19 protein-coding genes and 1 tRNA gene are annotated in these 18,969 nt (G+C 65.6%); 11 read left to right on the top strand and 9 right to left on the bottom strand.

Annotated features, from left to right (window positions below):
• Positions 1–216: 216 nt before the first annotated feature.
• The gene (locus NX778_RS23680; protein WP_258814275.1) at positions 217–993 is read right to left on the bottom strand and encodes an enoyl-CoA hydratase; all 777 of its coding nucleotides are present in this window, start codon (positions 991–993) and stop codon (positions 217–219) included.
• Between the two features lie 114 nt (positions 994–1,107).
• On the opposite strand from NX778_RS23680, the gene NX778_RS23675 reads away from it, so the two are divergent.
• The gene (locus NX778_RS23675; protein WP_258814274.1) at positions 1,108–2,364 is read left to right on the top strand and encodes an MFS transporter; all 1,257 of its coding nucleotides are present in this window, start codon (positions 1,108–1,110) and stop codon (positions 2,362–2,364) included.
• On the opposite strand, the gene mltA is transcribed toward NX778_RS23675, so the two are convergent.
• Positions 2,361–3,599, bottom strand: a complete 1,239-nt coding sequence (mltA, locus tag NX778_RS23670; protein ID WP_258814273.1) for a murein transglycosylase A — start codon at positions 3,597–3,599, stop codon at positions 2,361–2,363. The genes NX778_RS23675 and mltA overlap by 4 nt on opposite strands.
• A 16-nt stretch (positions 3,600–3,615) precedes the next feature.
• Between mltA and NX778_RS23665 the strand changes: the two genes are divergently transcribed.
• A complete protein-coding gene (locus NX778_RS23665) occupies positions 3,616–3,747 on the top strand; it encodes a hypothetical protein (protein WP_258814272.1) in 132 nt (43 codons plus the stop codon).
• 6 nt (positions 3,748–3,753) lie between these two features.
• On the opposite strand, the gene apaG is transcribed toward NX778_RS23665, so the two are convergent.
• Positions 3,754–4,128 carry a Co2+/Mg2+ efflux facilitator ApaG/CorD gene (gene apaG, locus NX778_RS23660; protein ID WP_258814271.1) on the bottom strand — a complete coding sequence of 125 codons (375 nt, stop codon included), beginning with the start codon at positions 4,126–4,128 and terminating at the stop codon, positions 3,754–3,756.
• A gap of 135 nt (positions 4,129–4,263) precedes the next feature.
• Here apaG and rpe point away from each other — a divergent pair, with 135 nt between their 5' ends.
• The 8 genes from rpe (at position 4,264) to NX778_RS23620 (ending at position 11,048) form a co-directional block, all read left to right on the top strand.
• Positions 4,264–4,935 (top strand): ribulose-phosphate 3-epimerase, encoded by a 672-nt coding sequence (rpe, locus tag NX778_RS23655; protein ID WP_258814270.1) that lies wholly within the window; start codon positions 4,264–4,266, stop codon positions 4,933–4,935.
• Positions 4,935–5,633 carry a phosphoglycolate phosphatase gene (locus tag NX778_RS23650; protein WP_258814269.1) on the top strand — a complete coding sequence of 233 codons (699 nt, stop codon included), beginning with the start codon at positions 4,935–4,937 and terminating at the stop codon, positions 5,631–5,633. Before rpe ends, NX778_RS23650 begins: the two co-directional genes overlap by 1 nt.
• A 193-nt stretch (positions 5,634–5,826) precedes the next feature.
• Positions 5,827–7,323: an anthranilate synthase component I gene (gene trpE, locus NX778_RS23645; RefSeq protein ID WP_258814268.1), complete on the top strand. Its 1,497-nt coding sequence runs from the start codon at positions 5,827–5,829 to the stop codon at positions 7,321–7,323.
• A gap of 1 nt (position 7,324) precedes the next feature.
• A complete protein-coding gene (locus NX778_RS23640; protein WP_258814267.1) occupies positions 7,325–7,891 on the top strand; it encodes an anthranilate synthase component II in 567 nt (188 codons plus the stop codon).
• Between the two features lie 168 nt (positions 7,892–8,059).
• A complete protein-coding gene (gene trpD, locus NX778_RS23635) occupies positions 8,060–9,097 on the top strand; it encodes an anthranilate phosphoribosyltransferase (RefSeq protein WP_258814266.1) in 1,038 nt (345 codons plus the stop codon).
• A gap of 7 nt (positions 9,098–9,104) precedes the next feature.
• Positions 9,105–9,740, top strand: a complete 636-nt coding sequence (locus NX778_RS23630) for a LysE family translocator (protein ID WP_258814265.1) — start codon at positions 9,105–9,107, stop codon at positions 9,738–9,740.
• Between the two features lie 7 nt (positions 9,741–9,747).
• Entirely contained in the window at positions 9,748–10,539 is a 792-nt protein-coding gene (trpC, locus tag NX778_RS23625) for an indole-3-glycerol phosphate synthase TrpC (RefSeq protein WP_258814264.1), read from the top strand.
• A gap of 2 nt (positions 10,540–10,541) precedes the next feature.
• Entirely contained in the window at positions 10,542–11,048 is a 507-nt protein-coding gene (locus NX778_RS23620; RefSeq protein ID WP_258814263.1) for an energy transducer TonB, read from the top strand.
• Positions 11,049–11,141: 93 nt separating this feature from the next.
• Here the strand turns inward: NX778_RS23620 and NX778_RS23615 are convergent, their stop codons facing one another.
• From NX778_RS23615 to NX778_RS23590, 6 genes are all read right to left on the bottom strand, one after another.
• A complete protein-coding gene (locus NX778_RS23615) occupies positions 11,142–12,959 on the bottom strand; it encodes a M61 family metallopeptidase (protein ID WP_258814262.1) in 1,818 nt (605 codons plus the stop codon).
• 78 nt (positions 12,960–13,037) lie between these two features.
• Positions 13,038–13,610, bottom strand: a complete 573-nt coding sequence (locus NX778_RS23610; protein WP_258814261.1) for a nucleotidyltransferase family protein — start codon at positions 13,608–13,610, stop codon at positions 13,038–13,040.
• A 12-nt stretch (positions 13,611–13,622) separates the two neighbouring features.
• Complete coding sequence (locus NX778_RS23605; protein ID WP_258814260.1) at positions 13,623–15,824, bottom strand: xanthine dehydrogenase family protein molybdopterin-binding subunit; 2,202 nt, start codon at positions 15,822–15,824, stop codon at positions 13,623–13,625.
• 10 nt (positions 15,825–15,834) lie between these two features.
• Positions 15,835–16,293, bottom strand: a complete 459-nt coding sequence (locus NX778_RS23600) for a (2Fe-2S)-binding protein (protein ID WP_258814259.1) — start codon at positions 16,291–16,293, stop codon at positions 15,835–15,837.
• A gap of 35 nt (positions 16,294–16,328) precedes the next feature.
• Entirely contained in the window at positions 16,329–17,051 is a 723-nt protein-coding gene (locus NX778_RS23595) for a DsbC family protein (protein WP_258814258.1), read from the bottom strand.
• Positions 17,052–17,073: 22 nt separating this feature from the next.
• Positions 17,074–18,285 carry an FAD-dependent monooxygenase gene (locus NX778_RS23590; protein ID WP_258814257.1) on the bottom strand — a complete coding sequence of 404 codons (1,212 nt, stop codon included), beginning with the start codon at positions 18,283–18,285 and terminating at the stop codon, positions 17,074–17,076.
• A gap of 494 nt (positions 18,286–18,779) precedes the next feature.
• Here NX778_RS23590 and NX778_RS23585 point away from each other — a divergent pair.
• Positions 18,780–18,855, top strand: a tRNA-Phe gene (locus tag NX778_RS23585).
• Positions 18,856–18,969: the final 114 nt, after the last annotated feature.

Below are 18,969 nucleotides of genomic sequence, written 5' to 3'. Positions count from 1 at the left end.
TCAGACTGCCTTGCTGCATCGTGCGAATCGTTGTGTTCGTCAGCAGCAGAGAAGCGAGATTATGCAGTGTTTCGCGATATTCGTCAACTTCCTTTTTTGCATGATGTCGCTCAGACATCACCTCACAAGTCCTTCGCAACCGTTTGATTTGTTGCGTGTTTCTCGCGAGGGACCGAACTATAGCAAAGCGCGGCCCCATCGCGCAAGGGCTTTTTCTTACTTGCCCTCGAAATTTGCCGGACGTTTCTCGAGGAAGGCCGCCATGCCCTCTTTCTGCGCGGGGGTGCCGAAGGCCGCGTGGAAGTAGCGGCGCTCGTAGCGCACGCCTTCGGTCAACGTGGTTTCGTAGGCGCGGTTGACGGAATCCTTGATCGCCATCGCCACCGTGACCGGCATTGCCGCGATCGACTCCGCGATCTTCAACGCTTCTTCCATGATTTTGTCCGCCGGAAACACGCGCGACACCAGGCCGGTGCGCTCAGCCTCGGCCGCGTCGATCATGCGCGCGGTCAGCAGCATGTCCATGGCTTTCGATTTGCCGATCGCGCGCGGCAGGCGCTGGGTGCCGCCCGCGCCCGGCGTCACGCCAACCTTGATTTCCGGCTGACCGAACTTGGCCGAATCCGCGGCAATCAGGAAATCGCACATCATCGCCAGCTCGCAGCCGCCGCCCAGCGCATAGCCGGACACGACGCCGATGACCGGCTTACGGATATTCAGGATGTGCTCCCAGTTGCGGCCGATGTAATTGCCCGGATAGGTATCGGCGTAGGTGTAGTTGGCCATGGCGGCGATGTCGGCGCCGGCCGCGAACACTTTTTCGCTGCCGGTGAGGATGATCACGTGGACCGCCGGGTCGGCGTCGAACTTGTACAAGGCATCGCCCAGCTCGTTCATCATGTTGTCGTTCAGCGCGTTCATCGCTTTCGGACGGTTCAGGCGGATCACCGCCACCTTGCCATGGTTTTCGATCAACAGGTCTGCATATTGCATGGGACACCCCTTCGTAATTAAGACGGACTGCGCGATTGTAGCTGCTCGCATGTCAAAAACGGCAACGCGCGCTGTTATCATCCCAACTTTGTCAATACAAGAGAGACCTCGTCCGTGCCCGACTCCACGCAGGCAGACCAGGCCAGCGACAATTTGCTGCGCAGCGCGGATTTCCGGCGCCTGTGGCTGAGCAATGCGCTGACCAACTTCGGCGCCCAGATCACCATGCTCGCGCTGCCGGTGGCGGCGGCCCTGCTGCTGCACGCCACGTCCAGCCAGATGGGCGTGCTGGCCGCCTGCGAGACCCTGCCCTTCCTGCTGTTCGGCCTGCCGATCGGCGTGCTGCTCGACCGCAACCGCCGCCTGCCCGTCATGCTGTGCAGCGACGCGCTGGTAATGATCGCGCTGGCCAGCGTGCCCATCGCCTGGAAGCTCGACCTGCTGACCATCCATTGGCTGTACGCGGTCGGCTTCGTGATCGGCTCCGGCTACGTGATCGGCGGCGGCGCCGAACAGGTGTTCCTGACCTTTATCGTCGGCCGCGACAAGCTGGTCGACGCCCAGGCGCGCTTCGCCTCCACCGAATCGGCCGCGCGGCTGCTGGGACCGGGCCTGGCCGGCACCCTGGTCCAGCTGGTCGGCCCGCCGCTGGCGGTGCTGTGCAATGCGGCCGGCTTCGCGATCTCGCTGCTGAACCTGCGCCGCATCCGCGCCCGCGAGCCCGAACCGGCGCGCAAGGACACGCACCCGGTGCGCGAGATGATCGATGGCCTGTCCTTCGTCTGGCACCACGAGACCCTGCGCAAGCTGGCCTGGACCTCGGGCGGCTGGCACCTGATGTTCTTCGGTTTCAATGCGCTGCAGGTGCTGTTCGCGCTGCGCGTGCTCGCGCTGGCGCCGGGCGTGATGGGGACCGCGCAGATGCTGGGCGGGGTGGGCGTACTGGCAGGATCGGTGCTGGTCAAGCCCCTGACGGCGCGCCTCGGCGTCGGCACGGTGCTGATGGTGGGCCAGGCTGCGTCCGCGGTCGGATGGGTGCTGATGCCCGCGATCCCGGCCACCCTGTTCGGCAGCGCCGCCGCCGCGACGCTGTACGGCATCGCGATGTTCTTCGTCGACCTTGGCGCGACCCTGTTCTTCATTCCCTACGGCGCGCTGCGCCAGAAGCTGACGCCGGACCCGATGCTGGGCCGGATGATCGCCACCATGCGCTTTTTAACGGTGGCGATGGCGCCGATCGGCTCGATGGTGGCCGGCGTGATGGGCCAGCAGATCGGCGTGCGCGCCGCGCTTGGCTGGATCGGCGCGGCCTCGATCGCGCTGGTGCTGGCGACGCTGTTCGGGACCGGCCTGCGCAAGGTGAAGGATTAAGGCTGGCGCGGCGCCGGCAGCGGCATCAGCACCCACAGCGAACCGCGCTGCTTCATCAGGCCCGCCTTATCGGGCGCGCCGTCGCCGAAGCCGAAGAAAAAGTCGGCCCGCACCGCACCGCGGATCGCACCGCCCGTGTCCTGCCCCATCACCAGGCGCTGCATCGGCACATCGCTACCCGGCTCCGTGGTCGCCAGGAAGATGGGCGCGCCGAGCGGCAGGAACTTGGGATCGATCGCGACCGAACGCGAAGGCGTCAACGGCACGCCCAGCGCGCCCTTCGGCCCCACGCTCGGATCGGGCAAGCGCTCCTCGCGGAAGAAGATGTAGCTCGGGTTTACATTGAACAGCTCCTGCCGCCGCTCCGGATGCGCCGCGATCCAGGCCTTGATGCCCTGGGCCGTGGCCTGCTCCACCGTCAGCTCGCCCTGGTCGACCAGCCAGCGGCCGATCGCCTTGTAGGGATGGCCGTTCTGGTCGGCATAGGCGATGCGCACGGTCTCGCCGGTGTCGTCAAGTTGCACGCGGCCGGAGCCCTGCACCTCGAGGAAGAAGGCCTCGACCGGATCGTTCACCCACAGCAGTTCCTTGCCCGGCAGGTTGGCGCGCTCGATCTCGGCGCGGGTGCCGTAGGGGACCACCTTGCGGCCGGACAGGCGGCCGCGCAGCACCATGCCTTTCAGGTTCGGGTACACGCTGGCCAGGTCCACGGTCAGCAAATCGTCCGGCACCTTGTAGAGCGGGGTCTGGTAGGCGCCCTGGCGCTTGCGCAGGCCGTGCAGCATCGGCTCGTAGTAGCCGGTGATCAGGCCCGTGTCCGAGCCGTCCGCGGTCCGGATCTGGTTGGGCACGAACCAGCTTTCGAAATAGCCGCGCACCGCGGCGCCGTCATTGGCGTCGACCACTTTCGCCGCCAGGCAGGCCGGCTTCCAGTCGGCGCGCGCGCCCAGCACCCGGCACGAGGCCATGAACGAAGTCCAGGCCTGGCGCAGGTCGTCCTGCTTCCAGCCGGGCAGCGCATCGAAGCTCACCGGCGTCATGAGCGGCGCCGGCGGCGGCGCGGGCGGCGTTGGCGGCACCGCGACCGGGCCGACCGGCGGCGGCATCACCACCGGCGGCTGCGGCGCGGGCGGCTGTTCGGGTTTGGCCGGCTGTTGCGGCGGCGTGGCGCAGGCCGCCAGCAGCATGGCGACGGCGGCGAACAAAGCGGGTACACTGCGGCGAGTCGTCAGCATAAGGCGTGAGAAGAATATGTGGTTACTGATGTTGGAAGCCGGGGCAGCGCTGGTCCTGCTGCTGTTCATCGTGTGGTGGACGATGTATTCCGGCCGCGGGCACGACCGCAGTACAGAAGATACCCGCGATAAAAACGATACGCGCTGAGCCTTGTCAGTGCAAGGTCTTGGGCAGGGACAGCACGAATTCCGGGATCGGCGCCTCGAAGCGGTGCCCGTCCTCGGCCACGAAGAAGTAGCGCCCGACCATCGACCCGGTGGGCGTGGCCAGCTGGGTGCCGCTGGTGTATTCGAACTGTTCGCCCGGCTGCAGGAGCGGCTGGTGCCCGACCACGCCCAGGCCGGCCACTTCCTGCACCCGGTTGTTGGCGTCGGTGATGGTCCAGTAGCGCGAGATGAGCTGGGCCGCGACGGTGCCGGTGTTCTTGATCGTGATGGAGTACGTAAACACGAAATTGGTCCGATGCGGGTCGGACTGCTCCGGCAGGTACTGGGTCCGGACGGAGACAGTGAAATCGTATTCGGGCATCGTGTTTCCTCTGTTATAAAGCGGTTGCGGCAATCCCCGCCATCATACTCGCTGGAGCGGAAAGCGGCGTTCCGCCAGCACAGCCCGGCCGGAAGCGTAAAATAGCGGGTTCCAGACATAACGCACGGCCCAACAATGACCACCTACCGCATCGCTCCCAGCATCCTGTCGGCCGACTTCGCACGCCTTGGCGAGGAAGTCCGCAATGTCGTCGCCGCCGGCGCCGACATCATCCACTTCGACGTGATGGACAACCATTATGTTCCCAACCTGACCATCGGCCCGCTGGTGTGCCAGGCGATCCGCCCGCACGTGCAGGTGCCGATCGACGTGCACCTGATGGTCAAGCCGGTAGACCGCATCATCCCCGACTTCGCGAAAGCCGGCGCCGACATCATCACCTTCCACCCGGAGGCGTCGGAGCACATCGACCGCACCCTGCAGCTGATCCGCGACAACGGCTGCAAGGCCGGCCTGGTGTTCAACCCGGCCACGCCGATGCACTACCTGGAACACGTGATGGACAAGATCGACATGATCCTCATCATGTCGGTCAACCCGGGCTTCGGCGGCCAGTCCTTCATCCCGGAAGCGCTGAAGAAGATCGCGATCGCGCGCCGCCTGATCGACGAATCCGGCCGCGACATCATGCTGGAGGTGGATGGCGGCATCAAGGCCGACAACATCGCCGCCGCAGCTGCCGCCGGCGCTGACACCTTCGTGGCCGGTTCCGCGATCTTCGGCAAGCCGGATTACAAGGCCGTGATCGACGCGATGCGTTCGCAGCTCGCGACGGTCGCCAAATAATGCGATCCGGCGCAGCGGCGATCCGCGCCGCCATCATCGACCTGGACGGCACGATGCTCGACACCGTGCCCGATTTCGAACTGGCCCTGAACGGCATGCGCGCCGAACTGGGCCTGGCGCCGATCGGGCAGGAGACCATCACGCCGATGGTCGGCAAGGGCTCGGAAAAGCTGATCCGTGACGTGCTGTCGCTCGACCTGCCGCAAGCGCAGGTCGAGGCGCAGTACGAAACCGCGATGGCGGCCTACCAGCGCCACTACCTCGCGATCAACGGCCAGCGCGCGACCATGTACGAAGGCGTCACCGAGGGCCTTTGCAAGCTCCGCTCGCTCGGCCTGCGCCTGGCCTGCGTGACCAACAAACCGGTCGCCTTCGCCCAGCCGCTGCTGGCGCAAAAAGGCCTCACGCCATATTTCGACCTGATGTACGGCGGCGACTCGCTGCCGAAGAAGAAGCCCGATCCGCTGCCGCTGCTGCAGGTCTGCAGCGACTTCGACCTGCCGCCTTCGCAGGTGGTGGCGATCGGCGACTCATCGAACGACGCCCAGGCCGCCCGCGCCGCCGGTTGCTTCGTGTTGACAGTCCCATATGGATATAACCATGGACGACCTGTACACGAAATCAATTCCGATGGTATAGTAGGTACGCTGTTTGACGCCGCGAACCTGATCGAAGCGCACAACAGCAATACAAACTAAACCTCTCACTCCATGTTTTTCACGAAAAAACACACCGTCAACCAAACCGGCGCCCTTGAGGCCTGGCTGTGGCGACGCTGGCAATCCTGGGCTAACTAACCCCATTTGATTGCTGCCGGTGTTCGTCTTTTCGCCGGCAGGTTTTTACGAAGAACCACCGCCATCCCCTTCCTTGTGGCGGCCCGGAGACAACATGACCGAACTCGAATTCAAATCGCTGGCCAACCAGGGCTATAACCGCATCCCTTTGATCGCGGAAGCATTCGCCGATCTCGAAACCCCGCTCACGCTCTACCTCAAGCTGGCCCAGAGCCAGGACGCGGGCCGCAACACCTTCCTGCTCGAATCGGTGGTCGGCGGCGAACGCTTCGGCCGCTACTCCTTCATCGGCCTGCCCGCGCGCACCCTGCTGCGCAACAGCGGCAACCGCACCGAGGTGCTGAAGAACGGCGAGGTGATCGAGACCCACGACGGCAACCCGCTCGAATTCATCGAACAGTACCAGTCGCGCTTCAAGGTCGCGCTGCGCCCCGGCATGCCGCGCTTCTGCGGCGGCCTGGCCGGCTACTTCGGCTACGACGCGGTGCGCCACATCGAGAAGAAGCTGTTCGGCCAGGCGCCGAAGGACGACCTCGGCCTGCCCGAGATCCAGCTGATGCTGACCGAAGAGCTGGCGGTGATCGACAACCTGTCCGGCAAACTGTACCTGATCGTGTACGCCGACCCGTCGCAGCCGGAAGCCTATTCGCGCGGCCGCCAGCGCCTGAAGGACCTGCGCATGATGCTGCGCCGGAGCGTGGACGCGCCGGTCACCTCGGCCTCGGTGCGCACCGACGCCGTGCGCGACTTCAGCAAGGAAGACTACCTGAAGGCGGTCGCGGTGGCCAAGGAATACGTGATGGCCGGCGACCTGATGCAGGTGCAGATCGGCCAGCGCATCCGCAAGCCCTATGTGGATTCGCCGCTGTCGCTGTACCGCTCGCTGCGTTCGCTGAACCCGTCGCCGTACATGTACTACTACAACTTCGGCGACATGCAGATCGTCGGCTCCTCGCCGGAGATTTTGGTGCGCAACGAGGCCGCGCCGGAAGGCGGCAAGAAGGTCACGCTGCGCCCGATCGCCGGCACCCGCCCGCGCGGCGCCACGCCCGAGCGCGACGCCGAGCTGGCCGACGAGCTGCTGGCCGACCCGAAGGAAGTCGCCGAACACGTGATGCTGATCGACCTGGCGCGCAACGACATCGGCCGCATCGCCAAGACCGGCACCGTGAAGGTCACCGACCGCATGGTGATCGAGAAGTACTCGCACGTGCAGCACATCGTGTCCAACGTCGAGGGCGCGCTCAAGGACGGCATGTCGAACCTGGACGTGCTGCGCGCGACCTTCCCGGCCGGCACCCTCACCGGGGCGCCGAAAGTGCGCGCGATGGAGATCATCGACGAGCTGGAGCCGGTCAAGCGCGGCATCTACGGCGGCGCCTGCGGCTACCTGTCCTTCGGCGGCGAAATGGACGTGGCGATCGCGATCCGCACCGGCGTGATCAAGGACGGCAACCTGTATGTGCAGGCGGCGGCGGGCATCGTCGCCGACTCGATCCCCGAGATGGAGTGGCTGGAAACCGAGAACAAGGCGCGCGCCGTGCTGCGCGCGGCCGAGCAAGTGCAAGACGGCCTGGATGGGGAGATCTGAGATGCTGCTAATGATCGACAACTACGACTCGTTCACCTACAACATCGTGCAGTATTTCGGTGAGCTGGGCGAGGACGTGCGCACCTACCGCAACGACGAGATCACCATCGAGCAGATCGAGGCGCTGAACCCGAAACGCATCTGCATTTCGCCGGGGCCGAAGTCGCCCAAGGACGCCGGCATTTCGGTCGAGGTGCTCAAGCACTTCAAGGGCAAGCTGCCGATCCTGGGCGTGTGCCTGGGCCACCAGGCGATCGGCGAAGCCTTCGGCGGCAACATCGTGCGCGCCAAGCAGGTCATGCACGGCAAGACCTCGCTGATTGCGCATACCGGCGTCGGCGTGTTCACCGACATCCCGAGCCCCTTCACCGTGATCCGCTACCACTCGCTGGCGATCGAGCGCGCTTCCCTGCCCTCGTGCCTGGAAGTGACCGCGTGGACCGACGACGGCGAAATCATGGGCGTGCGCCACAAGGAATACGACATCGAGGGTGTGCAGTTCCACCCCGAGTCGATCCTGTCGGAGCACGGGCACAAGATGCTCAAGAATTTTCTCGAGCGCGGCTGAACAAATAAATACCGTCGTTCCCGCGCAGGCGGGAATCCATGCTGAGTATTCCGACACGCGGCTCAGAGGGAGATCGACGGCGGCTCACGCGGTCTATGGGTTCCCGCCTCCGCGGGAACGACGGTATTGAAGTTGGCGGTTGAAGGCGACACCTGAATGGGAACCGGCATGAAAATCACCCCGCAAGAAGCGCTGCTGCGCTGTATCGAACACCGCGAGATCTTCCACGACGAGATGCTGCACCTGTTCAGGCAGATCATGTCGGGCGAAATGTCGCCGACGATGATCGCCGCCCTGACCATGGGCCTGCGCGTGAAGAAGGAAACCGTGGGCGAGATCGCCGCCGCGGCCCAGGTGATGCGCGAATTCTCGACCAAGGTGCCGATGGCCGACACCCGCAACCTGCTCGACATCGTCGGCACCGGCGGCGACGGCGCGCATACCTTCAACATCTCGACCGCCTCGATGTTCGTGGCCGCCAGTGCCGGCGCGCGCGTGGCCAAGCACGGCGGGCGCAGCGTGTCCTCGTCGTCCGGCAGCGCGGACGTGATCGAATCGTTCGGCGCGCAGATCGACCTGAAGCCGGAGCAGATCGCCCAGTCGATCGCGCAGACCGGCATCGGCTTCATGTTCGCGCCCAACCACCACGCGGCGATGAAGCATGCGGCGCCGGTGCGGCGCGAGCTGGGCGTGCGCACCATCTTCAATATCCTCGGCCCGCTCACCAATCCGGCCGGCGCGCCGAACATCCTGATGGGCGTGTTCCACCCCGACCTGGTCGGCATCCAGGTGCGCGTGCTGCAGCGCCTCGGCGCCCAGCATGCGGTGGTGGTCTGGGGCCGCGACAATATGGACGAGGTGTCGCTCGGCGCCGGCACCATGGTCGGCGAACTGGTGAACGGCGAGATCCGCGAATACGAGATCCATCCGGAAGACTTCGGCCTGCAGATGACCCACACGCGCAACCTGAAGGTGGCCAACGCGGCCGAATCGAAGGCGCGCGTGCTGGAAGCGCTGCGCGGCGAACCGGGTCCGGCCACCGACATCGTCGCGCTCAACGCCGGCACCGCGCTGTACGCAGCCGGCGTGGCCGAATCGATCGAGGAAGGCCTGAAGAAGGCGCGCGCCGCGATCACATCCGGCGCGGCGCTGGCCAAGCTCGAACAGTTCGTGCAGGTGACGCGCCAGCTCGGCGCGAACAACTGAGGCGCGCATGTTCGGTATCCACGACCTCGCGCTGTTCGTCGTCTCGGGCCTGCTGCTCAACCTGATGCCGGGGCCGGACTCGCTGTTGATCATGACGCGCAGCGCGACGCAAGGCTGGCGCGCCGGCAGCGCCGCGACGCTGGGCATCGCCAGCGGCACCTTCGTGCACATCCTGGGCGCCGCGCTGGGACTGTCAGCCGTGCTGGCTGCGTCCGCCACCGCCTTCACCGTGGTGAAGCTGGTAGGCGCCGCTTACATCCTATACATGGCGATCGGGCTGTTGCGCTCCAAGGCGCAGGATGGCGTGCAGGCGCCGCTGGCGCTGGCCCCGCTTCCCTACCGGAAGATCTACGCACAGGGCTTCCTGACCAATGTGCTGAACCCGAAGGTGGCACTGTTCTTCCTCGCCTTCGTCCCGCAATTCATCGATGCCAACGCGCCGCACAAGGCGCTCGCGTTCATCATCCTCGGCTGCATCTTTAACATCAACGGCACGCTCTGGTGCCATGCGCTCGCGCTGTTCACCGGCGCGGCGAGCCGCCGCGTCAAACTTCACCCTGCGGCGTCGCTGTGGCTCAAGCGCACGACCGGCGGGCTGTTCATCTGGCTCGGCGTAAAGCTCGCACTGGCCAAGCAAAACTGAAAACACCATGTCCGACATCCTGAACAAAATCCTCGCGGTCAAGGCCGACGAAGTAGCCGCGGCCAAGAAGTACCGCGACCTGGCCAGCCTGCGCCGCGAGGCTGAAAGCATCGACCTGCCCACGCGTGGCTTCGAGAAAAGCCTGCGCGCGAAGATCGCCGCCGGCCACGCCGGCGTGATCGCGGAAGTGAAGAAGGCCTCGCCGTCGAAGGGCGTGCTGCGCGCCGACTTCCAGCCCGCGCAGATCGCGGAAAGCTACGAAGCGGGCGGCGCCGCCTGCCTGTCGGTGCTGACCGACGAGCAGTTTTTCCAGGGCTCGGTGGAGTACCTGCGCGCGGCGCGTGCGGCCTGCTCGCTGCCTGTCATCCGCAAGGACTTCATGGTCGACATGTACCAGGTCTACGAAGCGCGCGCGATGGGCGCCGACGCGATCCTGCTGATCGTCGCCGCACTGGATCATGGCCTGATGGCCGAACTGGAAGCCTGTGCGCTGGAACTTGGCATGGATGTGCTGGTCGAATCGCATGATGGCGATGAGCTGGCGGCGGCGCTCAAGCTGCAGACCCGCCTGGTCGGCATCAACAACCGCAACCTGCGCACCTTTGAAACTTCGCTCGATACCACCATCGGCCTGCTGCCGCGCATCCCGGCGGACAAGCTGGTTGTAACGGAGTCGGGTATCATGGTGCCAGACGATGTCAAACGCATGCGTGATTCCGATGTGCATGCATTCCTGGTGGGCGAAGCCTTCATGCGCGCGCCAGATCCTGGATCAGAACTTCGACGACTGTTCAGCTGATCATGAATACCATCCGCACAAGCGCCGCCTCACTGCTCTGCATGGCCTGCTTGTGTGGATGCAGCACGATCTCATCGGGCATTTCCTCCACCGCCAGTCTCATCACACGTCCGTTTCACCATAACCCGTCTCCGGCGGCGGCTCCCGCCCCGCTCCCGGCTCCCGTGCCGGAATCGCTCAGCCTTGATTCGTACAAGAAACAGGTCGCATACCAGGTCATGCAAAGCAATCCGGGGCAGACCTTCAGTGGACCATTGCCGTCGATGCTGCCGGCCATCGTGGTGCTCAACATTACGGTGGACCGGGATGGACACATCAGGGATGTGACAGTGCAGCGCTCGCGCGATACGAACGCCTCGGGCGTCGCGGTCGATTCGATGCGGCGCAGCGAGCCTCTGCCCAGGCCGGCGAACCTGATTTTGAGCGGGGACGCGCTGACGTTTTCGGAGACCTTCCTGTTTGACGAGCGGTATCGGTTCCAGCTGCGCAGCGTCGCGGGACCGCAGTAACAGGTCGCTTGGCCGCCAAGAGGAATGAAGACAGACCGTCGTTCCTGCGAAGGCGGGAACGACGGTAACTAAGCGGGCCAGTAGGCGGGCCGCTCAAACCTCGCTCGGCCGCGCCAGCCCTGCCGCTTTCTTCCCAACCGGCGCATGCGACAAGGCAATTCCCGGCACGCGGTCGCCTTCCAGCGTCACAGTGAAGGTCATCAGCTCATCCCGGCGGAACGCGTGTACGGTCACCTTGTCGCCAACGCTGTAGCGCCCCAACAGCACATCCACATTTGACGGATTGCCGTTCACCCGCAAGCCGTCGATCGCGATCATCACGTCGCCGGCCGACAAGCCAGCCTTGTGCGCCGGACCGCCCTCGTGCACATTGCTCAGCTTCGCGCCAGCGGGATCGCGGCCGATGCCGACATCGAGCGAGGGCTTGCTGCCCTTGCGCTCGTCCGCGAGCTTGACGCCAAACGGCGCATACAGGCGCGCCAGCGGCAGGTCGTCGGTGCCGCGCACGTAGCGCTCGAACATCGGCTTGAGCCTGACGCCGCTGACCTCTTCGAAAATCTGCTCGACTTCGGCCTCGGTCACGCCACGCCCCACAGAAGGGTAGAAATCGCGGCCGAAGCGCTGCCACAGCGCCAGCATCACGTCATCCAGCGACTTCTTCCCATCCGTTTTCGCGCGGATCGTGAGGTCGAATGCTAGCGCGATCAGGGAGCCCTTGGTGTAGTAGCTGATGATGGCGTTGGCCGCGTTCTCGTCCTGTCGGTAGTACTTGCTCCAGGCGTCGAAGCTGGAGTCGGCCACGCTCTGCTTGGTGCGGCCGCTGCCGCGCAGGACGTTGCCGATGGTCTTGGCCAGCAGCTTGAAATAGCACTCCTCGCGGATCACGCGCGCGCGCACCAGCATCAGGTCGTCGTAGTAGCTGGTGAAGCCTTCGAACAGCCACAGGAGCGGCGTGTAGTTCTCCACCTGCAGGTCGTAGGGCGCGAAGGCGGCGGGCTTGATGCGCTTGACGTTCCAGGTGTGGAAGTACTCGTGGCTGCACAGGCCCAGGAACTTGACGTAGCCCTCGGTCAGCTCGCCCTTCGGCGAATTCGTGCTCGGCAGGTCGGCGCGCGCGCAGATCAGCGCGGTCGAGGCGCGGTGCTCAAGGCCGCCGTAGCCGTCACCTACCGCCATCGTCAGGAACACGTAGCGCTCCATCGGCGCACGCCTGGTTTTCGGTTCGAAGAACGCGATCTGCGCTTCGCAGATGGCTTTCAGGTCGGCCTGCAGGCGCGCCATGTCCAGGTTCGGCACGCGGCCGGTGATGACGATGTCGTGCGGGACGCCGTGCGCCTTGAAGCTGGCGAGCGCGAACTCGCCCATCTCGACCGGATGGTCGATAAGCTCATCGTAGTTGGGCGCGATGTAGGTGCCGAAGCCGTAGCGCTTCGCGCCCAGTTCCTGCAGCGCGGTCGCCACGCGCCATGTCGCGCAGGCCGGGTCGGGCGGACGCTGGATATCGACCTGGTGCGGCGTCTCCTCCTGCCCGAGCACGCGCAGGAACACGCTGGTGCCGTTGAAGAAGCCGTGGGTCTGGTCCAGGTGCGCGGCGCGCACCGACAGGTCCCATGCATAGACCTCGTACCACACCACCAGCGGGCCTTCGCAGGGCGCGGCCTTCCAGGTGTGCTTGTCCACTTTCGAGATCGCGACCGGCTTGCCGCCGGCTTCGGCGCGGATGCGCACGATGTTGCGCGCGAACTCGCGGATCATGTAGCTGCCCGGGATCCAGGCCGGCAGGGACAGCACCTGGCCCGCAGGATCCGGGCGGTCGACGGTCACGGTCACGTCGAACAGGTGGCCCGACAGGTCGCTCGGCAGGATCGTGTAGCGGACCGCGGGCGGTTTTTTTTGAATGGTCTTTTTCATGGCGATGGCCTGTGCTTTTTTTGTAGTGTAATCATAACAGCGCGATGCCGGCCACCGGCCTGGGATGGCAGTCCCGTGTCAGGGACGCTGGAGGTCGCCGGGGAGATCGATATCGGCGAAGATGCCGGGGTCGTCGACGTCGACCATCGTCACCGCGCTCGATGCGACGATGCGGCGCGCACCCTCGTCGCCCCGCAGCGCCAGCAATGCCGCGAGATGGGTGTCGCCGAAGCCGACGGGATTCCCGCGCCGGCCCTGCGCAACCGGGGCCGCGAGCTGCGCGCCAGCGTCCAGCGCATCGGACAGCGCGCGGATCGTGAACGGCTGGACGAAGGGCATGTCGCCCAAGGCCACCAGCCACGAGGATGCCGGCAGCGATGCGCGGATCGCGTGCGACAGAGAGACGCCCATGCCCTCGCGCGCAGCGGCGCAGATGGTGACTTCGCAGCCGAGGGTGCGCAGCTGGTCCGCCAGTTCGCCCTCCTCCGCGCAGACCGCCACCACGCGCGGCAGCACGGCGAGCAGGTGGCGCGCGCTCGCCGCCACCACCGGCTCGCCGCCGGGCAGGCGCGCCAGCAGCTTGTTGGCCGCACCGGCCGGGTCGAAGCGGCTGCCCCTGCCGGCCGCCAGCAGGATGCCGACAGGCGCCACCGCTTTACCCGGTCAGGCCGTCGCCAGGTCGAACGGCAGCTTGCGCAGGCGCTTGCCGGTCAGCTTGAAGACCGCGTTGGCGAAGGCCGGCGCCAGCGGGGGTACGCCCGGTTCGCCCATGCCGGTCGGCGCGTCGGTGGACGGCACAATGAACACCTCCACCTGCGGCATCTCGTTCATGCGCGCTACGCGGTAGTCGCTGAAGTTCTGCTGCTCGACGATGCCATCCTTGAGCGTGATGGCGGCGCCGGGCAGCGTCGTGCCGAGCGCCATCAGGGCCGCGCCCTGCACCTGCGCCTCGACCGTCATCGGGTTGACCGCCAGGTTGCAGTGCACGCCCGCGGTGACGCGGTGCAGCTTCGGCTGGCCATTGGAGATCGATGCCTCGACCACGTAGGCCACCACCGAGTTGAAGGACTCGTGCATCGCCACGCCCCAGGCATGCCCCTTCGGCAGCTTCTTCTTGCCGTAGCCGGACTTGGCGACCGCCAGTTCAAGCGCGGCGTGGTGGCGTTTGTGCTCGGCCGGGATCAGCTTCTTGCGGTACGCGACCGGATCCATGCCGGCGGCGTGGGCCGCTTCGTCCACCAGGGTCTCCATCACGAAGCCCGTGTGGGTCGAGCCCACCGAACGCCACCACAGCACCGGCACGTTGGCCTTGGTATTGTGGACCGTGAGATTGAGCGGCACCGCGTACGGCGTGCCCATGCCTTCCACCGAAGTCGCGTCCACGCCATTCTTCACCATGAACTGTTCGAACGGCGTGCCGGTGATGATGGACTGGCCGACGATGGCGTGGTCCCAGGCGACGATATTGCCCTTGGCGTCCAGGCCGATGTCGGCGCGGTGCACGTAGGCCGGGCGGTAGAAGCCGCCCTTGATGTCGTCCTCGCGGCTCCAGATCAGTTTGACCGGCCCCGTGTGGCCGGCGGCGCGCCAGGCCTTGGCGACGTTGACCGCTTCGACGATGTAGTCCGAAGTGGGCACCGCACGGCGGCCAAATCCACCGCCCGCCATCATGGTGTTGACCGTGACCTGCTCCGGCTTCAGGCCCGCCGCGGCGGCGGCCGCTGCCTGGTCGAAGGTCTGGAACTGGGTGCCGGCCCACACCGTGCAGTGACCGTCCTGCAGGTCGACCACGCAATTGAGCGGCTCCATCGGCGCGTGCGCCAGGTAGGGGAATTCGTAGATGGCCGAGATCTTCTTCGGCGCGCCGGCCAGCTTCGAGATGTCGGCCTGCTTCGCCACCGTGCCCGGCGTCTTCGACAGCGCGACGTATTCCTTCAGCTGCTGCGCGCTGTCGGCCTTGGCGACCGCGCCGGTGTCCCAGTCGATGACCAGCGCATCGCGGCCCTGCTTGGCCGGCCAGTAGCCGTCGGCGATCACGGCCACGCCACGGCCGCCGCGGTCGACCGGCACTTCGAACACCGCCACCACGCCCTTGATCGCCATCGCCTTGGAGGCATCGAATTTCGCGACCTTGGCGCTGAACACCGGCGGATGCGCGACAACGGCGACCTTGGCGCCGGGCGGCTTGAAGTCGATACCGAACTGCTGGTGACCGCTCGACTTGGCGCGCGCGTCGATGCGGCCGGTCGGCTTGCCGATGAAGCGGAAGTCCTTGGGATCCTTAAGCGTGACGGTGGCCGGCATCGGCTGCTTCATCGCCGCCTCGGCCAGCTCGCCGTAGCTCGCCTTCTGGCCGGCAGGCCCGAAGACCACGCCGTTCGCCGTGCGGCATTGGCCGGGATTCACATTCCATTTCTGCGCCGCCGCCGCGACCAGCATGGCGCGGGCGCGCGCGCCGATCTCGCGATACTGCACGAAGGAGTGCGCCACGCTGCCCGAGCCGCCGGTCATCTGCATGCCCATCATCGGGTCCTTGAACGCGTCGCCGGCCGGGGCCAGCTCGCCGCGCACGTGCGACCAGTCGGCATCGAGCTCCTCGGCGATCAGCATCGGCAGCGCGGTGTGCACGCCCTGGCCGAATTCAAGCCGGTTGACCATCACGGTGACCGTGTTGTCGGGTGCGATGTGCAGGAAGGCGTTGGGCGCCGACGGCGCCGGGCCCTGCGCCGCAGCGGCGAAGCGGCCCGCGCCCGGGATCACGAAGCCGAGCACGAAGCCAGCCGCGCCGGCCTTCAGGAAACCGCGGCGCGAGACGCCGCCGCCAATGGGCGCAGCTTCGCCCTGGTTCATCCATTCTTTACGCATGGCGATCTCCTCAGGCGAGCGTTTTGGCCGCGTCCTTGATGGCCGCGCGGATCCGCTGGTAGGTGCCGCAGCGGCAGATATTGCCGCTCATGGCGTTGTCGATGTCGGCGTCGGTGGGCGCCTTGTTGGTGCGCAGGAGCGCGGTCGCGCTCATCACCTGGCCGCTCTGGCAGTAGCCGCACTGGGGGACGTCGTGGCGGACCCACGCATCCTGCACCGCCTTGCCGACCTTGTCCTGCTCCATCGCCTCGATGGTGGTGATCTTCTGCCCGACCGCGGCGGAGATCGGCGTGACGCAGGAGCGGATCACGTTGCCGTTCAGGTGCACGGTGCAGGCGCCGCACAGCGCCGCGCCGCAGCCGAACTTGGTGCCGGTCATGTCGAGGTTATCGCGCAGCGCCCACAAAATTGGCGTGGACGGGTCGGCGTCGACCTGCACGTCGCGGCCGTTGATATTCAATTGGACCATCGAATGCTCTCCCCCAGTGTTGGTTGATACCGTTCTTACTTGCTGACCGCCGTCAGCTTGGTTTCCAGCGTCTTGTAGTCGACCGCGCCCGGGATGCGGGTGCCGTCGACGAAGAAGATGGCGGGCGTGCCCTGGATGTGCAGCTGCTGGCCCAGCGCCAGCACCTTCTCGTTCGGCGTCTCGCACTTCTCCGGCGCTTTCGGCGCCATTTTCCCGTTGATCATCCACTCGTCCCAGGCCTTCGAGGCATCGGCCGAGCACCAGATGTTCTTCGACTTGTCCGACGAATCCGGCGACAGGATGTTGTACAGGAAGGTGTAGATGGTGACGTTGTCCAGGTCCTTGAGCGCGGTCTGGCGCAGGCGCTTGCAGTAGCCGCAATTGGGGTCTTCGAACACCGCGATGGTGCGCTTGCCGTTGCCGTGCACCTGCTTGATCGCCAGGTTCAGCGGCAGGTCCGAGAACTTGATCTTCTGGATGTCCTCGATGCGCGCGCGGGTCAGGTCCTGCGAGGTCTTGGCGTCGTACACATGGCCGATCACCAGGTACTCGCCCTTCTTGTCGGTGTACAGGATGTCGCCGGCCACGCGCACTTCGTACAGGCCGGCGTACGGCGTTTCCTTGACCGACTCGACCTTGGCCCCGCCCAGGCGCGGCTCGATCGCCTTCTTGATGTTGGCCTCGACCGTGTTCTGGGCGCCGACGCAGGATGCGATCAGGCCCGTCGCCATCAGCAGGGCGAGCTTCCTCTTCAACATGATATTTCCTTAACTTAGATGTTTATTTGCCCATCGCGTGGGAAATCAGGCGACGCTTTACCATCGGCAACTTATCGAGCAAGTTTAACCCCAAATTGCGGATCACTCGTACTGGCTCAAGATTTGCGCTGAACAGGCGTTCCAGGCCGTCGGTGGCAAGCTGCATCAGCAGCACATCTTCCTTGCGCGCGCGGGCATAACGCGCCAGTACACGCTCGTCGCCGATGCTGCGGTGCTCCTCGCGCTCGGCCAGCACCTTGAACAGGTCGACCAGGTCGCCGAAGCCCAGGTTCATGCCATGCCCGGCCAGCGGATGGACGGCGTGGGCGGCGTCGCCCACCAGCGCCACGCGCGGCGCCACGATCGAATGCGGGCGCACGATCGCCAGCGGCACTGCTTTCACGTTCTCCGGTTGCAGGGGCTTGAGGGCGCCCAGCTTGTCCTGTGCGAACTGGCCGAGGCGGATCGCCAGCTCGCCCTGCGACTCGCCCATCAGGGTTTCGGCCAGGGTTTCGGGCGCCGACCATACCAGCGAGACCCGGTTGCCCGGTAGCGGCAGCAGCGCGACGATGCCCTCGGCGCAGGTGAACCATTGGTAGGCCACGCCGTGGTGCGGCTTTTCGCAGGCGAAGTTGGCCACCACGGCGCGCTGGTGGTAGGAACGGTAGTCGATGCCGATGCCGCACTGGCCGCGCACCCAGGATTCGCGGCCGTCGGCGCCCAGCACCAGCTCGGCCTCGATGACGGTGCCGTCGTCCAGGCGGACGGTGGCGGTATCAAGCTGCTCGACCAGCTTCTCGGCGCGGCCCTGCACCACCTGCACCTTGGGCGCGAACTTGAGCGCGGCGTCGAGCGCCTGCATCAGGTTGCTGTCCTCGACGATCCAGGCCAGCGTGCCGGTATGCGCGCTGAAGGCGTCGAAGGCCAGGCCACCCGCCTGCTCGCCATCGCCATGCACCAGCATCGAATCGACCGGCGCCACCCGCGCCATGTCGAGCGCGCCCCATACCTTGAGCGAGGACAGCAGCTCGTGCGCGGTGTGGTTCAGTGCATACACGCGCACATCCCACGGCCGCTCGGCGCCAGCCGCCTGCGCCGGGCCGCGCGCGGGCGGGACCAGCAGCGTGACACTGTGGCCGGCCTGGGCCAGGCCGAGGGCGGCGGTCTTGGCGATCGCGCCGTTACCGACGATGCAGACGTCGCTGCGGTGTTGTGCGGAGGTCGAGGTTGTCATGCCAGTCATTATAGCCATTCGCTGCTGCCGCGCCGGACGGTGCGGGGTGTGGGGGCTTCAAAATCCCGGGTACGCGATTTGGCTGCATAAGGCCCGCATCCTGACGATATGCACACTCAACCGAACGATTCGACGTCGAATCCTGTCGATCGGCACTCGGTTCCTTCCGATTCGTGCTCGAAAATACTCGATTTACGCCCGATTTCGAAAGTGCCACCAGCCCGACGGAAATCGAGATGGTTTCGCGAGAAATCGACCGCGATCCGCGTGAAATCGTGCGCATATCGTTTGGATTCGACCGCGGATCGGCGATTCCCGGACAGGTATCGGGCCTTATCGGGCAGTATTGGTGAAATCGCGCACACCCGGAAAAAAAGCCCCCACACCCCCCGCCGCCCACCTGCGTGGCGGGGCTGGGCATTGCTACTCTTCGCCAACAAACTTGCACGCAGGACTTGCGAAGCTCGCATCGGCTGGCTATAATCGTGCCTCTTGGCCTGGTAGCTCAGTTGGTAGAGCAGAGGATTGAAAATCCTTGTGTCGGTGGTTCGATTCCGCCCCGGGCCACCAAGAATTCTTAAGCAAAGACGCCAACCCGTGCAGGTTGGCGTTTTTGTTTATGGTCGGCCTGGGAGCAGCCATATGGGCATCTGGTAATATGCCGCGTATTTACTTCCCATGCGA

Source organism: Massilia terrae (assembly GCF_024753145.1).
Lineage (GTDB): Bacteria > Pseudomonadota > Gammaproteobacteria > Burkholderiales > Burkholderiaceae_D > Telluria > Telluria terrae.
The sequence above is the reverse complement of the archived record's forward strand: the minus strand, read 5'-3'. Positions and strand labels throughout refer to the sequence as shown.

Bases quoted from the DNA above. Each gene is read 5' to 3' on its own strand.
- NX778_RS23680 (WP_258814275.1), bottom strand. From the start codon at position 993: ATGCAATATGCAGACCTGTTGATCGAAAACCATGGCAAGGTGGCGGTG.
- mltA (WP_258814273.1), bottom strand. From the start codon at position 3,599: ATGCTGACGACTCGCCGCAGTGTACCCGCTTTGTTCGCCGCCGTCGCC.
- NX778_RS23665 (WP_258814272.1), top strand. From the start codon at position 3,616: ATGTGGTTACTGATGTTGGAAGCCGGGGCAGCGCTGGTCCTGCTGCTG.
- apaG (WP_258814271.1), bottom strand. From the start codon at position 4,128: ATGCCCGAATACGATTTCACTGTCTCCGTCCGGACCCAGTACCTGCCG.
- rpe (WP_258814270.1), top strand. From the start codon at position 4,264: ATGACCACCTACCGCATCGCTCCCAGCATCCTGTCGGCCGACTTCGCA.
- NX778_RS23650 (WP_258814269.1), top strand. From the start codon at position 4,935: ATGCGATCCGGCGCAGCGGCGATCCGCGCCGCCATCATCGACCTGGAC.
- trpE (WP_258814268.1), top strand. From the start codon at position 5,827: ATGACCGAACTCGAATTCAAATCGCTGGCCAACCAGGGCTATAACCGC.
- NX778_RS23640 (WP_258814267.1), top strand. From the start codon at position 7,325: ATGCTGCTAATGATCGACAACTACGACTCGTTCACCTACAACATCGTG.
- trpD (WP_258814266.1), top strand. From the start codon at position 8,060: ATGAAAATCACCCCGCAAGAAGCGCTGCTGCGCTGTATCGAACACCGC.
- NX778_RS23630 (WP_258814265.1), top strand. From the start codon at position 9,105: ATGTTCGGTATCCACGACCTCGCGCTGTTCGTCGTCTCGGGCCTGCTG.
- trpC (WP_258814264.1), top strand. From the start codon at position 9,748: ATGTCCGACATCCTGAACAAAATCCTCGCGGTCAAGGCCGACGAAGTA.
- NX778_RS23620 (WP_258814263.1), top strand. From the start codon at position 10,542: ATGAATACCATCCGCACAAGCGCCGCCTCACTGCTCTGCATGGCCTGC.
- NX778_RS23615 (WP_258814262.1), bottom strand. From the start codon at position 12,959: ATGAAAAAGACCATTCAAAAAAAACCGCCCGCGGTCCGCTACACGATC.
- NX778_RS23605 (WP_258814260.1), bottom strand. From the start codon at position 15,824: ATGCGTAAAGAATGGATGAACCAGGGCGAAGCTGCGCCCATTGGCGGC.
- NX778_RS23600 (WP_258814259.1), bottom strand. From the start codon at position 16,293: ATGGTCCAATTGAATATCAACGGCCGCGACGTGCAGGTCGACGCCGAC.
- NX778_RS23595 (WP_258814258.1), bottom strand. From the start codon at position 17,051: ATGTTGAAGAGGAAGCTCGCCCTGCTGATGGCGACGGGCCTGATCGCA.
- NX778_RS23590 (WP_258814257.1), bottom strand. From the start codon at position 18,285: ATGACAACCTCGACCTCCGCACAACACCGCAGCGACGTCTGCATCGTC.